The 14,379-nt window shown below is 68.3% G+C and carries 9 protein-coding genes; 3 read left to right on the plus strand and 6 right to left on the minus strand.

Annotation, left to right across the window (positions count from 1 at the left end):
* Window positions 1-756: 756 nt before the first annotated feature.
* Window positions 757-2,574, minus strand: a complete 1,818-nt coding sequence (gene glmS / locus ACTVZP_RS16890) for a glutamine--fructose-6-phosphate transaminase (isomerizing) (RefSeq protein WP_443213336.1) — start codon at window positions 2,572-2,574, stop codon at window positions 757-759.
* A 553-nt stretch (window positions 2,575-3,127) separates the two neighbouring features.
* On the opposite strand from glmS, the gene ACTVZP_RS16895 reads away from it, so the two are divergent.
* From ACTVZP_RS16895 to ACTVZP_RS16905, 3 genes are all read left to right on the plus strand, one after another.
* Window positions 3,128-3,673, plus strand: a complete 546-nt coding sequence (locus tag ACTVZP_RS16895; protein ID WP_443213337.1) for a hypothetical protein — start codon at window positions 3,128-3,130, stop codon at window positions 3,671-3,673.
* 215 nt (window positions 3,674-3,888) lie between these two features.
* Window positions 3,889-4,557, plus strand: a complete 669-nt coding sequence (locus ACTVZP_RS16900; RefSeq protein ID WP_443213338.1) for a hypothetical protein — start codon at window positions 3,889-3,891, stop codon at window positions 4,555-4,557.
* 82 nt (window positions 4,558-4,639) lie between these two features.
* Complete coding sequence (locus tag ACTVZP_RS16905) at window positions 4,640-6,022, plus strand: M10 family metallopeptidase C-terminal domain-containing protein (RefSeq protein WP_443213339.1); 1,383 nt, start codon at window positions 4,640-4,642, stop codon at window positions 6,020-6,022.
* Between the two features lie 331 nt (window positions 6,023-6,353).
* On the opposite strand, the gene ACTVZP_RS16910 is transcribed toward ACTVZP_RS16905, so the two are convergent.
* The 5 genes from ACTVZP_RS16910 to ACTVZP_RS16930 form a co-directional block, all read right to left on the minus strand.
* On the minus strand, window positions 6,354-7,751 hold the full coding sequence (locus tag ACTVZP_RS16910) for a hypothetical protein (protein ID WP_443213340.1): 1,398 nt from the start codon (window positions 7,749-7,751) through the stop codon (window positions 6,354-6,356).
* Complete coding sequence (locus tag ACTVZP_RS16915) at window positions 7,736-8,824, minus strand: glycosyl hydrolase family 8 (protein ID WP_443213341.1); 1,089 nt, start codon at window positions 8,822-8,824, stop codon at window positions 7,736-7,738. Before ACTVZP_RS16915 ends, ACTVZP_RS16910 begins: the two co-directional genes overlap by 16 nt.
* Window positions 8,821-11,013, minus strand: a complete 2,193-nt coding sequence (locus tag ACTVZP_RS16920; RefSeq protein WP_443213342.1) for a cellulose biosynthesis cyclic di-GMP-binding regulatory protein BcsB — start codon at window positions 11,011-11,013, stop codon at window positions 8,821-8,823. Before ACTVZP_RS16920 ends, ACTVZP_RS16915 begins: the two co-directional genes overlap by 4 nt.
* 5 nt (window positions 11,014-11,018) lie before the next feature.
* Window positions 11,019-13,463, minus strand: a complete 2,445-nt coding sequence (gene bcsA, locus ACTVZP_RS16925) for a UDP-forming cellulose synthase catalytic subunit (protein ID WP_443213343.1) — start codon at window positions 13,461-13,463, stop codon at window positions 11,019-11,021.
* Window positions 13,464-13,560: 97 nt separating this feature from the next.
* Complete coding sequence (locus tag ACTVZP_RS16930) at window positions 13,561-14,241, minus strand: hypothetical protein (protein ID WP_443213344.1); 681 nt, start codon at window positions 14,239-14,241, stop codon at window positions 13,561-13,563.
* Between the last annotated feature and the right edge of the window lie 138 nt (window positions 14,242-14,379).

Genomic DNA, 14,379 nt, shown 5'->3' on the forward strand with positions numbered 1-14,379 from the left:
CGGGACAATCCTGCCCATCGAGAATCCCGGCTTCTCTTCCGGAGGGGAAGGCTATCTTGTGGTACATCCCGCGCCGGGGCCGGCGCCGCGCGCATTTCGAGGAGCGTCTGCTGAAACATGTTGATTGTTAAGGGCAAAAAATTCGGGTGACCTCCGGAGAGGAAGACGGCGGTTCCCTGGGGCCGCCCCGGCCTCACAACTGCCGATTGCGGTCCGGCAAAGCCTCTGCTGCGTTCTGCCGCGGGGCATCCCGGACCCGGGCACCGGGATCCCGCCGCCCTGGCCGCTTCCGGGGGCCGTTTGCGGGACGGGGGCGAAATCCTGCGTCCCTCACGGGCGGATGTGGTCTCCCCGGCACGACAAGATCATCCCGCCGGCGCGGGTCGGGTCAATGATGGCACATGCCATGCGCCGGTTGCCTGAAGACATTCATGCGGCATGTATGACCAAGTCATACATCGGAGGGGCGGATGACCGACAAGGTCGACCAGGGCGTTTTCGCCTCGCAGAGCGCAGCCGTGGCCGCCGCGCTCGAGCAGATGATGCGTGACGAAGAGGAGCGCAGCCTTGCCCCCCGTTGACGCAGGATGTTTGCCCCATCCCGCAGGCGCCCCCGTCTGGCGCGCCGAGGCCCGGAGACCATGGCGGGTCTCTTCCATGGCCAGGGCATCGTGCAGGGACTGGAAGGCCGCGGGGTCGATGTGGCGTCCCACTCCGCCCCTTGCCCCGGAGCGGGGTCCGGCAGTCCCGATCGCATCATTCGACGGTGACGGACTTCGCCAGGTTGCGCGGCTGATCCACATCCGTCCCGCGGGCGAGGGCGGCGTGATAGGCCAGCATCTGCGCCGGGACCGCATAGGCGAAGGGGGTCACCACCTCGGGCACCCGGGGCAGCGCCACGCAGTGCGAAGCCGCGCCCGCTTCCGCGGCTCCCTCCGCATCCGTCAGCAGGACCACCGGCCCGTGGCGTGCCATGACCTCCTGCATGTTCGAAACCGTCTTCTCGAAGAGGCTGTCCCGCGGGGCCAGGATCACCACGGGCAGGCTCTTGTCGATCAGCGCGATCGGGCCGTGCTTGAGTTCGCCCGCCGCATAGGCCTCGGCATGGATGTAGCTGATTTCCTTTAGCTTGAGCGCCGCCTCAAGCGCCATCGGGAACATCACGCCCCGGCCCAGGAACAGCACGTCATCGCATTCGCCGAGGACTTCCGCGATGCGCTCGTAATCCGCCTCCCGGTCGAGGATCCGGCTCATGAAGCCCGGAATGGACCGGATCTCGGACAGCAGCGTCGCGCAGCGGCCGGCCTCCATCCGGTCGCGGTCCCGGGCGCATTTCAGGGCCAGAAGAAGAAGCACCAGCAGTTGCGCCGTGAAGGCCTTGGTCGAGGCAACGCCGATCTCCGGACCGGCATGCATCGGGATCAGGACATCCGCTTCGCGGGCGATCGACGAGGTCGGAACATTCACCACCGCCAGTGTTCTCGCCACGCGTCCGGCCACATGCCGCAAGGCCGCCAGCGTATCCGCGGTTTCGCCGGACTGGCTCACGACGATCACGATGTCGCCGTCCTCCAGCACCGGGTCGCGGTACCGGAACTCGGAGGCGATGTCGATTTCGACCGGGATGCGGGCGAACTGTTCGAACCAGTATTTCGCGACCTGGCAGGCATGGAAGGCCGTCCCGCAGGCCACCATCACCACACGGTCGGCGGCAGTGAAGTCCACCCCGAGGGGCATGGCCGGCTCCGCAGCCTCCCCCGGCAGGTAGTGATCGATCACCGTCTTGATCACGCTGGGCTGCTCGGCCATCTCCTTAGCCATGAAATGTCGGTGACCCGCCTTGTCGATCCGCGCGTTCTCGACATCGATGACGGTGATCGCGCGCTGGACGGGACTGCCCCGACTGTCATGGATCGTGACCCCCTGTCGGGTCAGGACAGCCCAGTCCCCTTCCTCGAGATAGGTCAGCCGGTTCGTCATCGGCGCGAGCGCGATCGCGTCAGAACCCAGATACATCTCGCCCTCGCCATGACCGATGGCCAGGGGCGAGCCATGTCGCGCCGCTATCAGCAGATCTTCCTCGCCCTCGAAGAGGAAGGCGAGGGCAAAGGCGCCCTTCAGACGGGCCAGGGTTGCACGGGCTGCCTCGACCGGGTCGAGACCCTTGTCGAGATATCGGTCGGTCAGATGGACGATGACTTCCGTGTCGGTTTCGGAGGCGAACCGGCAGCCGGCGACAGACAGTTCATCACGGAGGTCCCGGAAATTCTCGATGATGCCGTTGTGAACCACAGCCACCCGGCCGGCGCGGTGCGGATGGGCGTTCTCCACGCTGGGCACGCCATGCGTGGCCCAGCGTGTGTGGCCGATGCCCGCCTTGCCGCGCAGGGGATCGCAGACCAGGACGTCCGACAGGTTCATGAGCTTTCCCGTCGCACGCCGAAGCTCCAGCCGACCCTCGTGGACGGTCGCAATGCCGGCGCTGTCATAGCCGCGATATTCGAGCCGCCGCAGGGCATCCAGAATGACCGGCGCCACTTCGTGAGATCCCAGGATCCCGATGATTCCGCACATCTTGTCTCATACTCCTGACGGAGATGATCGGCAGGTCGGATCGCGGCGAGGGCGCCTCTGGTCTCCGGCAAAAAAGGTGCCCGGTGGAGCGATCCCGGGCACCAGCAGATTCTTGCAATGCGGCGAAAACCGTGACTTGCCGAGGCCTCCCTGTCTTCTCCACCCTCGTCATAAGCCCGGCCCTGCGACAAAGTCCCGGTTTCGAAGGATTTTCCCCACGCGCAATGGGTGTGCTCACCCCGACCAAAGTGTCGCCCTCATCGATCGGAAGGCGGGCCTTCCGCCTGAGGACATGTCTTTGGTGCGGGTCGGAAGAGAGAAGCTTTCGACGTGGCAAGCCCGATCGGCGCCCCTTCGACCATCTGGCACAACGCGCGGCCGTGGCCGCGGGCTTGCGTCGATGCGACGCCGTCCCGGGAGCGGATGACAACGCAATCACGCTCCGCAACGGCGATGCGATCTTTTGTTCAGGCTTTTGCCTGTCTTGCCTCACCTGTTCGTGATGGGCTGCCGAAGTGCATCGGCACGACGAATCATCGGATCAGGACCACTTATGAACGCTCTTTCCAAGTTGGCGGTTATTGCCCTTCCCCTTCTCATGCTCACGGCTTGCGACACCTCGGTCACGCCCAGCTATCAGACAAGCCCGCAGAACACGATTGCGCTCCAGCCCGTGGCCGCGTCGGGCAAACGTGCCAAGGTGCATGCCTTCCGGGTTGCGGAGGGCGTGAATACGGAGCCGACCTGCCGCCTCGCCGGTCCGATCGACGTAGGGGGTGGACAATCCGCGGCACAGGCCCTGCAGGATGCCATCACTGCCGAATTCCTTGCGGCAGGGCTTTATTCGGATCGCGGGACGCCCCTGACAATCACCCTGACCGACATGAAGGTCGACACTCTCAGCGGATACTGGATCCTGGCCGCCAAGGTGCAGTCGTCAAAGCTTCCGCAGGGCTACGTCGTGACGACCCGCCATGACTACAAGACGAGCTTTTCCGCGTATTCGGCCTGCCCGAATGCGGCGCTGGCCTTCAATCGTGCAGCAGCCGCGTTCATCAACCAGATCGTGACTGATCCGGCCTTCCGATCGGCCATCTGACGGCGCCGCACCTCCGCCCGCGGAGCACCTTTGCAACATCGAAGCGGAAGCGCGCGGAGGATGCTGGATCGCAACCATCTGAAGGGATGCGCATCGAGACAATTTTGCGCGGCGCCCGGTCAGGGAAGCGGGATCCGGAGCCCCAGCCCCTGAATTGCGACGGACCGGCTTCATCGCATTTTCCCACACAAAAGATAATTTGTGTGGGAAAACCAATGGACCTCCCTTTACCTCTTCAGACGGCCTACCAGGAGCTTCAGCACCTGCATTCGGTCATACCGACCCCCTCGATCGAAGGCTCCATCCTGAAGCGCAGCAAAGGGGAAAATCATTGCTGGGTCGCCCGCAAGCGGGCCGGCAAGAACGTCTTAGAGACGGCAATCGGACCCGACACCGAAGAGGTCAGGGCCAGGATCGAAAAGGCTGGCAAGGAACAGGCGGCCCTGAAACTCTGGAAGCGCTCGGCCTCGGCCTGTGTCGCCACGCTGCAGGCGGGCCGCTGTCTTGCACCTGACATGACCACCGGCAAGCTGCTTGCCGCCATCGCGAAGACCGGGTTCTTCACCGCGGGAGGCATGCCTCGCTCGAAGAGCGTCCCGATGCCCGGGCAAGTCTCGACCTTGTCGAAGACGAGTTCGGGCCTCCCGCATCCTGACGCGAACCTCGTCCGCGTTTCCGGGTCGACAGAAAGGCAGGCGCGCCGCCACGAGAGGGCGGCGCGCATGAAGGAGTGCCATCAACACTGCCGTCAGGGGCTGGTCCGGAGCCCCACGCGTCGGGCAAGGAGGCCCCCGGGTCAGGTCTGCCGGGCTCATCGCCACGCCCGGCGGTGGCGCGCGCCATCGTGCTTTCGAACGCTGCTCGCAATTGGCCCGGCAGCTTGAACCTTTCCCGCTTTCCGGCGCAAAACTGTCCGGCCCCATGCCCGCCAATACGGCGGGCTGCAGAACCGCTGGAGGAAAGCCGATGCCGATGCATATCATGACGCCGCAGAAGTTCGCGCAACGGCTCATGGCGACCTCCTATCCGGATGGGGTGACCCGCACCATGGACGCGGGACGCGACGGCACCATCACGGTCAACCTCGGCGACCTGACCCTGCAGGAGCGCGGGCTGGCACGCGCCGCCCTGGCGGAAATCGGCACGATGACCGGGCTGCGCTTCGCGGAAACCACCGGCGGAGCCCAGATCACCTATTCCAACGGCGGAACGGGTGCGCGCACCGAGACATCGGCCCGCGGCACGACGATCACCTCGGCCGAGATCCAGATCGCTTCGGATCGGGTCGAGCCGGGTGACAGTTACGGCAGCTACGCCTTCCGGACCTACATGCACGAGACGCTTCATGCGCTGGGGCTGGGTCATCCGCAGGACTATTCGAGGGTCACGGATTTCGGCAGGTCCTCGATCGCCAACGACAGCTGGCAGATGAGCCTGATGTCCTATTTCGATCAGGACGAGAACACCCGTGTCGCGGCGACGAAGGCCTACAACCTGACCCCGATGCTGGCGGATTACCTCGCCCTGAAGCAGATGTACGACGCATCCGCCATCCATGCCGGGGCCACCGTCTATGGCGTGGGCTCGACGGCGGGTGGGGCGCTGGATCACGCGGCCTCGCTTGGCGCGCGGGTGGCCTTCCTTGTCGTGGACCATGGCGGGACGGACCATGTCGATTTCAGCCGCTGGCGCGCGGCGCAGGTGATCGACCTGATGCCCGGCGCGCTCTCGAACGTGATGGGCGCCATCGGAAACATGCAGATCGCATCGGACACTCTGATCGAGAACGCCACCGGCGGGTCCGGGGCGGACAGGCTGCTCGGCAATGCCGCTGCGAACCGTCTGGTGGGCGGGAAGGGCGCGGACGTTCTTTACGCAGGCGCAGGGGGCGACCGTCTCGAGGGCGGGGAGGGCAATGACCGCCTGCGGGGTGACGGCGGGACGGATCGTCTCTCGGGCGGGACGGGTGCCGATAGGCTGATCGGCGGGACGGGTGCCGATACGCTGATCGGCGGGGCGGGTCAGGACCGCCTGATCGGCGGGGCCGGAGCCGATGTGTTCGTCTTCGCCTCGATCGCGGCTGCCGGGCGTGGAGCGCGCTGCGACACGATCGTCGATTTCGTGCGAGGGGCAGATCACATTGACCTCTCGCGCATGGATGCGAATGCGGCGCAGGCCGGAAACCAGGACTTCGCCCTGGTCGGTGCAACGGCGTTCAGCGGGGTTGCGGGCGAACTGCGCTGTGCCGGTGGCGCGGTTCTGGGCGATGTCGATGGTGACGGGCGCGCCGATTTCCGGATCGTCGTGAGGGGTGTCGGCACGCTCGGGGATGGCGACTTCATCCTCTGAGCGGATCGGCTGGTCGATCCTGCGACCGTCGCGGCCTGCGGAGGGCGCAGCCTGCGGAGGGCGCGGATGGAGAGCTTCCGACCTCGGCCCGTGACGCATGGACCCGGCACGGGGCAGATCGCGAAAGTGGCCAGGAAGGGGTCAGCCACGCGCCGGGAGCCGCTTGTCGACTTGGCGGTGCGTCAGGATCCTGCCCCTGGTCGGACAGGAAGCGCAGTCCGAGATGGAGGTCACCCCATTCGTGCCGGAGCGAGCGCACCTCGCAGGCGATCATGCGGCTTGTGCCCCCCGTCGGCGCAGGATGTCTGCCCCATCCCGCAGAGGCCCCCGTCTAGCGCGCCGAGGCCCGGAGACCATGGCGGGTCTCCTCCGTGGCCAGGGCATCATGCAGGGACTGGAAGGCCGCGTGGGCCTCCTGCCGCTTGCCCATGTTCATCAGCGCATAGGCGCGCAGGATCGCGAGATCGCGCCGCTCGAAGCCTGCAAGCTCCGCATAGGCATCGAGGAAGGCCACGGCACGCTCGTACTTGCCCTGCTGATAGGCCTGCACGCCGCGCTGGTCGAGGATCCAGAGTTCCACGTCGAGGCGTTGCTGGCGGGTCAGGTCGGTGGCGGCCGCCACCCGGGCGGCGCTGTCGGCCATGCCGAGCTTGAGCATGGCGAGCGCCTGCCCGAACCGGGCGTCGCGCTTCTGCCCGCCCGAGCCCGTGGCCTCGGCCCGCCGGAACAGCTCCAGGGCCTCGAGCGGGCGCTGCAGGTCATAGGCGCACCAGGCGCGCGTGAGGGCCTGGCCCGAGGTGGCCCCGGGGCTCGTGCCCGCCAGGCATTGGGCCGGATTGCGCGTCGCGCTGCGGGACAGGGGCGCCGCGCCGGAGGAAGAGGGGGCCGAAGTGGCTGCAGTGGCTGCGGGCGCAGGGTTCGTCCTGACCGGGGCAGACGCTGTTTTGGGCACGCTCCGGGTGCTTGCCCCCCGCTGAGCGGGCGGCGATTGCCCGTGCCCCGCCGCCAGCCGGGTCTCGAGACCGTCCCAGGCCGTGGCCCGCGCCGGGAAGCGTCGCCGGGTTTCGGTGAAGAGCTGGGCCATCTGTCCGGGCGTGGCGAAGGCGTCGGCCTTCTCGAGGGTCGCGGTCACGTGATCGGCGTCCCCGCAGGTCCGGACGATGCCCTGCATCAGGCGGAAGGCCTCGTCCGTCGCGCCCGCGGCCCGCTGCGCCTCGGCCAGCCGCCAGGGATTGTTGATCCGCTCGCAGCTCAGAAGGACCGGCCGCTCGGCGCTGACCTGAACCGCGCGACCGAGATCGGCCGAGGCCAGCGCAAGATCGAAGGCCGCCTGGGCCCGGGAGAGCTCCAGAAGCTCGGTCATGTCTTTGGGAGGCGTCCAGCCGGGGTGGTTCAGGCGCGTCTCGCCGATCCGCGCATCGGCCGCATCAAAGGCGCCCGAGGCGATCAACCGGTAGATCTCGTCGATCTCGACCGAGGGGTCGGCCGCGCCCGCGATGGCGGCCAGCGGATCGGCGGGGGGTGTCCAGTCGGGGAACTGCACCCGGAGACGGCGCAGTTCGGCCTCGTAGGAGACCGTGTCGTTCTGCGACCGGTAATAGCGCAGGGCGCGCAGATCATCCTGGGACGGCGTCTGGGCGAGGCTCCAGGAGGCCGGCAGGGCGAGCGCGAGCGCGAGGAGGAGGGCCGGGGCGCGGCCGTGCCGCGGGCAGGTCAGATGGGGAGGCATTTGGGAAAGAACTCGGCTTGGGCGACCAGCGCCATCAGATGCAGGGTGGCGGGGAAATAGGGCTGCTCGGCGTCGAAATCCGGCAGGGTTGCGCCGGCGGTCCCGGCCATGACACAGTCGTTGAGGGCCACGAGCGCCCGGTAGCCGGGCTGGTCGCTGGTTTCCCGGACCTGTCCCGTGCCCTCTTCGAAAACCGTCGGCGTGTCCCGCGAGACCCGGGCGGCCCGACGGTGGATCTCGCGAAAGCGCGCCTGGGCGGGCGTGGCGTTCATGCCCGACCAGCAGAGATAGAGCGGGATGCGGAGCGCATCATAGCCGCAATTGGCGGAAAGACCGGGGGCGTCGGCCGGGCCCTCGGGCGTGAGCCGCAGCCAGTCCGGCAGGAGGGCCGCCCCCGCGATCGCGTTCATCAGCTCGAGCCCGTCCCGCGCCGCCAGAGCGAGGGCGGGAGCTTCGGCGAACATCCCCACCTCGCGCATCGCCCGCGGCATGAAATAGGACGGATTGAGCGTGACGCCCTCTTCGCTGGCAAATCCGTAGGCCGCCGGCAGCAGATACCTGCGCTCCGAGCCGTCGGGATGGCCGGCCAGGCAGCCCTGCTCGAGCGCCCGGCCGATGATCCGGGCGCGCTCGTGAAACCCCGGCTCGTTCCACAGGATCCCGCCCTGGATCAGGGCCCAGGCATAGAACAGATCGCCATCGGAGGCGTTGTTCTGGTCCGGGACCGGATCGCCGGTCTCCGGCAGGTAGCGCCAGCTCAGAAGCCCGTCCTCGCGCAGGGCGAGGTTGCCCTCGGTCCAGGCGAAGATCCGGCGGAATGCCTCCTCGTCTCCGAAGGCCGCCGCCAGCCGCAGACCGTATCCCTGGCCCTCGGAATGGCTCGCCCCGCTCTGGGGCGCGTCGATCACCCGCCCCTCCTCGTTCAGGCACAGGCGCTTCCAGGCCTGCCAGGCCTCCTGCAGCGGATGCTCGGGAGAGAGGCTGAAGACCGGTGCGCCCTGCGCCCCGGCGCGGAAGGGCCCTCCCGCCGCGAGGGAGACGGTGAGGGCCGTCATGAAGGTTCTGCGATTCATCCCTGCCTCTTCTTCCGGCCGCCCCGGATGGCCAGCCACGCCCCGATTGCCACGATCCATGACACGCCCAGACCCGCCACCACGAGCAGTCCCGGAGCCCAGGAGACATAGGCCCCCGCGACGGCGCGCAGGTTCGCCGGCCCGATCGGCTCGAGAAGCCGGGGCCAGACCCGATCCGATCTCCAGCTCTGCCAGTGACCCTCGCCGTCGAGGAGCGCCACCTCGCCCTCAGGCCGGTCCGGAGAGAAAAGGCTGTTCCGCAGGGCCCTGAGCACTTCCCCCGGATCGGCTTCGGGGCCGAGCACGAGCCAGAGGCTGCGGGGCTCCGCCGCACCGCCCAGCACCAGCATCGCGGCGGCCTTGCGTCCCTGCAGCCAGTCGTCCAGCGATCCCTGGCCGGGTCCGAAGGCAAACCGCAGCCAGGTCATCATCTGGCCGGTGGTCGGGAATGCCTGCGCCCTCCATTCCTTCCGGCCCGCCAGCGGATCGGGCTCCGCCTGCTGGCCTGTGGCCGGCTGCAGCACCGCCTGGAGCGCCATTTCCCGCAGGTCGGGGCGATCCTGCAGAAGCGGCGGCAGCCGAGCGAGATCGATCACATGCAGCACGCGTCCCGACCCCTGCTCCGGATCCGGAACCGCCCTCGTCTGGATCAGGAGATCCTGCAGGACCGCCTGCAGCCCGAGCCCGTCCCCCGACACCCGCACGTCCGCCTGCTCCACCCGGGCCAGTTCGCGTCCCAGGTCGGGCAGGACCATGCGCGGGGAGGCCGGAACCTGCAGCGTCGAGGCCGGGCTGATCAGGAAACGGTCCGCCTCGGTCCGCGCACAGGGCTGATCGGGCCGCTCACCCGGAAGAACGACCTGGAAGTCGAGGCTGTTGATCCCCGGCCGGAGCCTGCGTCCCTCGAAACGGATCTCCAGCGGACCGTCCGAACCGGGCGCGGAGCCGTCGAGCCGCACCAGCCGCACGGCCTCGCCATTGACCCTGACCACCATCCGGGATCCCGCCGGCAGTCCCGGCATTGCCGAATGGACGAGCGCCAGCATGGCCGGCTCGTTCGTCAGGACGAGCCAGTCCTCCGGCAGCCGGAAGCGGACGGTGCGGGAGGAAGAGATGTCCGAGCCGCTGAACGGCTCGAAGCCGAGGCTCGAGAGGGGCTGGATGGCGCCCGGCTCGAGCGGCGGGATCGCCGGGACGAGCGTGGGCTGCGGCGGCAGGAGGCGGGCCAGCGCCTCCATATCCGCGAGCTGCCCCAGGGGATATTCGATCACCAGCACCGCCGCCCCGTCTCCGCCCTGGCGGACCTCGATGTGGGACCGGCCGGAGGCGAGGAAGGTCACCCGGGCGGGAGGCGGGGCCTGATCGCGCAGCTGATAGGGCTCGCGCAGCTCGACAGGCGGCAGCGGGCCGCCGGTGGCGGCCCCGAGCACCCCGATGAGCCGGTCCATCGTGCCCGTCTGATCGATGAGGGTGGCCGCATTGCGCCGGATCACGAGGGGCCGGCCGCTTCCCGCCATCGCCCGCAGGGCCGCGCGGAAGTCTTCCATCCGCGGGGGCTGCCCGGCCTCGGCGGGAACCATGATCCCGCTCGCGGAGAGGTCCCAGTCGCTCCAGAGCTGGAACCAGGCCTCCGGGCTGCAGTAGATCCGGTGGAAGAGATGCAGCTCCAGCACGATCCGGTTCAGGCCGGGCTTGAGCAGGCCGGGGGGAATGCGGAGCGTCTCGCTTGCAAACCCGTCGAAGGCCCGGGGGACAAAGCGCCCCGCCTCGCGATCGTTGATCGTCACGGCGACGGAGGAGGCCTCCGGCAGGACGGCGATGCTGTTGCGGTAGCTGAGCTCGAGCGAGGCGGCTTCGCCGGGCGCTGACACGAAGGTCTCGAGAACGATCCGTCCCCGCGTGCCCTGCTGGCGCAGGATGCCGTCGCGCGCCTCGTCCGGCGCCACCAGGATGAGCGGCGCGCGGAGGGCCGGCGCGGATCCGGGGGGCGCCGAACCGGTGGCCTCGCTTCTCTGGCGCAGGGCCGGGTCGACCGGTCGCACCTTGTCGGGGAGCACGGAGTCCGCGGGGGCCTCCCCTGCGGCCGGGGAGGAAAGCTCTTCCGGCCCGCCGAAGCGGATCACCTGGGCCCGGGCGTCCTCGGCCATCGCCAGCGAGCCGGCCAGAAGCCAGACGGTTGCCATGCGCATGTCGGTCACCTGCCGGACAGCTGAAGGGCGCCGCCGGAGAGCTCCCGCACCGGCGCGGCGGCCAGCCCCGCCTGCGGCGCGGGCAGGACAGGCGCCTTCCCGCGTCCGTTCATGGGCGGCTTCCTGACCTTGTCCTCCTTCTCCCGGGCCGGAAGCGGCTCGTGAAGCGGCTCGTCGGGATCCTGCCCGAAGGCCAGGATATGTGGCGCCGGCCCCTTCGCCTCGGCATCGGTTTCCTCGGGAGGGGCGGTCCAGGAGAGCCGGATCATGTCCAGAGAGGTGCGCGGGATCGTGGTCGCCGCCCGCCAGAAGACATAGGCCAGGCCCGCCAGAAGCCCGCGTCCGGCCAGCGCGGACCGGCGGGTCTTCTCCCAGAGGCCGGAATCGGAGAAGACGAGACAGGCCACCGCCTCCCGGACCGACGCATCCTGGTCGGGCAGGAAGCGCAGTCCGAGAAACAGGTCGCGTCCCTCGGACTGAACGGAGCGTATCTCGCAGGCGATCCGGCGGCTGGCGCGCGGAACATCCGGGATCTCCGGCTGGAAGGTGATGGTCTGCCCGGGCTTCAGGCGCAACCGGCGATGGGCGGCCTCCGCCAGGCGCAGCCGGGCGCCATAGGTCGAGGCATCCACCACCTCGACCGGAACGGCAGTCTCGTCCTCGCCCGCATCGAGCCTCGCGGGGACACTCAGATCGACCCGCGGCGCCACCCGGCGTTGCCGCTTCTCGACCACGGCGCGGAGGCTGAAGCCGGTGATCAGGAAATTGAAGAGCGCCCAGCCCCCCACGATCATCACGACCTGGCGGTCGTCGGGCAGCAGGACCCAGCGCAGCCCCGCCGCGGCCACGCCGGCCGCCATCAGAAGGAAGAGCGCGAGAAGCGGGCGGTAGATCGGCGAGAGGAAGCTGTCGGCGACCGTCTCGTTCTTGGCCGTCACCTGGAAGCGGAACCCCTTCGGCCGCAGCAGCGCCCCCAGCGTCGCCCGGATCAGATAGGGGGTCTGGGCGATCTCGTAGACCTCCGAGATCAGCGGCCAGCGCACGCTCGAGAAGAGCGCATTCTGCACGAGGAAGCTGACCACCAGGTAGGTCAGCGTGTAGACGAGCGCCTCCTCGAAGCTTGCGACGAAGATCTGCAGGCCGAAGAAGAGATAGAGCAGGGGCGAGAGCAGGAAGATGAGCCGCACCACCGGGAAGAACCAGTAGCTCATCGAATTGTAGTAGCACAGGCGCTGCGCGAGCGTCAGGCCGGGGCGGAAGATCGGGTTCTTCAGCCGCAGGATCTGCATCATCCCGGCCGCCCAGCGGCCCCGCTGCTGGATGAAGGAGGAGAAGGTCTCGGGCTGCAGTCCCGCGATCAGCGCCCGGCCGATGTAGAGGCTGTTCCAGCCGCGGGCATGGATGTCGAGCGCGGTCTCGGCATCCTCCGTGATCGTCTTGCCGGAAAAGCCGCCCACCGCATCGAGTGCCGCACGCCGCAGCAGCGCGGCCGAGCCGCAGAAGAACGCCCCGTCCCAGCGGTCGAGCCCCTTCTGGACGAGCGCGTAGAACATCTCGTTTTCCGCGGGGCAGGCGTCCGGCAGGGCGAGGTTGCGCTGGATCGGGTCCTTGTTGATGAAGAAGTGGGGCGTCTGGACCAGGAAGAGCTTCGGGTCCCTGACGAGAAAGCCGATCGTCCGGGCCAGGAAATCGCTCGAGGGAATGTGGTCGGCATCGAAGACCGCCACGAACTCGCCCCGGGTCTGGCCAAGCGCCGAGTTCAGGTTGCCGGCCTTGGCGCTCACGTTGCGCTCGCGCGTGACATAGGTGGCGCCGAGGTGCTCGCAGAGCGCCTGGAGCGCCTTGCGCCGGGCCTGGGCCGCCTCGGCCTCCACCGGATCGGAGGAGGTGCATTTCTGGTCGGTGCCGCCGTCGTCGCAGAGCACGACGTTGAGCAGATGCGCCGGGTAATGGATGTTCCTGGCTGCGGCGAGCGTCACCGAAAGCAGGTCGATCGGCTCGTTGTATGAAGGAACCAGAATGTCGACCGTGGGCAGCTGATCGACCGGGACCATCTCCGGCATCCCGCGCTTCAGCGGGTCCGCCAGCAGGAACGCGTTGAGAAAGAACAGCAGGATTGCATAGGTCTCGACCGCAAAGAGCATCCAGGCCGCGGCAAGGGAGACCGGATCCTCGGTCGAGGGCAGGGTCTCGAAGAGGCGCCACATCCAGTACCTGAGCACGACCGCCCCCGCGGTGGCGAGCATCAGGAACCGCAGCGGCATGGAGCGCCAGGTGAAGGGCTTCAGGGCCGCCACGAGGAGGATGGTCGTGACCCCGAAAAGCCCCTGCGCGAGCGTGTCCGAGGGAACGCTCAGGAGCATGATCAGGGGGATCGTGCCAAGGGCGATGGCCAGGATGAGCAGGCCCCGCAGGAGGCTGTGGCCCGTCAGGTTGGAACGAGAGGACATGCGGACCCCTGGGATATGGGGGCCCGACGCGGAGCCCGGTCCACGAGACACCGGCAGGCCGCCTGCGGCCCCTGAAATCCGATCCGGACCGTCGCGATCATGGCTGCGGACCCGCGAGCGGCGACAGCAGGACGCTCCCTCCCCCCGCGCCCGTCCCGGCCCCGGCAATGCCCGAGAGGCTGGCCGCCCCGATCGGCGCCAGGGCCGTCTCGAGATCGCCGTTCACGCAGTTGCGCATCATGAGGTCGACGGCGCGGGCATTGACCGGCAGCATGCGCGCCGCGGCATCCGCCCGCCGGAACGCGAGGACGCAATAGAGGCTGCCCTGGCGCATCTCGGCCCAGATCAGCGGCCCCAGGGGATCGGTGCGGCTTCTCAGGCTGGACTCGGACAGCCCCCGGAAGGGCCGGATCCGCTCATCCATCTCTTCCGAGAAGACCGAGGTCGAAAACCTGCCCTCCGCCCCGAGATCCCGGCGCGCCTTGAGCAGGACGAAATTGTCGCCGGGCGTGGTCGTGGCATTGGGCAGGACGATGAGCTGCTCCGGTCCGGTCCCGCCCATGCGCTCGAGCGTCGTGTCGCCCGCCGCGACACCGACCCAGCGGCGCTGGTTCGGCACGAGCCTGTATTCCGTGGTGGCCTGCGGCATGGACAGGGAAACGACGGGCAGATCGGCCTGGGAGCAGGCCGAGAGGGCAGCTGCCATCAGGAAAGGAACGGCCATATGGCCTGACGGCTGCGCGATGGCGCTCCGGATGAACTGCAGGATCCCTGACACGATATTGCCCGATTCATGACTCCGATCTTCGCGCTGCCGACCTACATCCCGCAGCGGTGACCCGGCTTATTCGGAATAACTAATTACACGTTTATGAGGGGAAGCAATATTCCCCGGAGGTCGCGGGTTTGATCTTTG

This window comes from Rhodobacter sp. NSM (assembly GCF_052244495.1).
Classification (GTDB): domain Bacteria; phylum Pseudomonadota; class Alphaproteobacteria; order Rhodobacterales; family Rhodobacteraceae; genus Cereibacter_A.

What these genes read in the sequence shown, in the direction of transcription:
- ACTVZP_RS16895 (WP_443213337.1), top strand. Translation starts at nt 3,128, where the DNA reads ATGAACGCTCTTTCCAAGTTGGCGGTTATTGCCCTTCCCCTTCTCATG.
- ACTVZP_RS16905 (WP_443213339.1), top strand. Translation starts at nt 4,640, where the DNA reads ATGCCGATGCATATCATGACGCCGCAGAAGTTCGCGCAACGGCTCATG.
- glmS (WP_443213336.1), bottom strand. Translation starts at nt 2,574, where the DNA reads ATGTGCGGAATCATCGGGATCCTGGGATCTCACGAAGTGGCGCCGGTC.
- ACTVZP_RS16910 (WP_443213340.1), bottom strand. Translation starts at nt 7,751, where the DNA reads ATGCCTCCCCATCTGACCTGCCCGCGGCACGGCCGCGCCCCGGCCCTC.
- bcsA (WP_443213343.1), bottom strand. Translation starts at nt 13,463, where the DNA reads ATGTCCTCTCGTTCCAACCTGACGGGCCACAGCCTCCTGCGGGGCCTG.
- ACTVZP_RS16900 (WP_443213338.1), top strand. Translation starts at nt 3,889, where the DNA reads ATGGACCTCCCTTTACCTCTTCAGACGGCCTACCAGGAGCTTCAGCAC.
- ACTVZP_RS16920 (WP_443213342.1), bottom strand. Translation starts at nt 11,013, where the DNA reads ATGCGCATGGCAACCGTCTGGCTTCTGGCCGGCTCGCTGGCGATGGCC.
- ACTVZP_RS16915 (WP_443213341.1), bottom strand. Translation starts at nt 8,824, where the DNA reads ATGAATCGCAGAACCTTCATGACGGCCCTCACCGTCTCCCTCGCGGCG.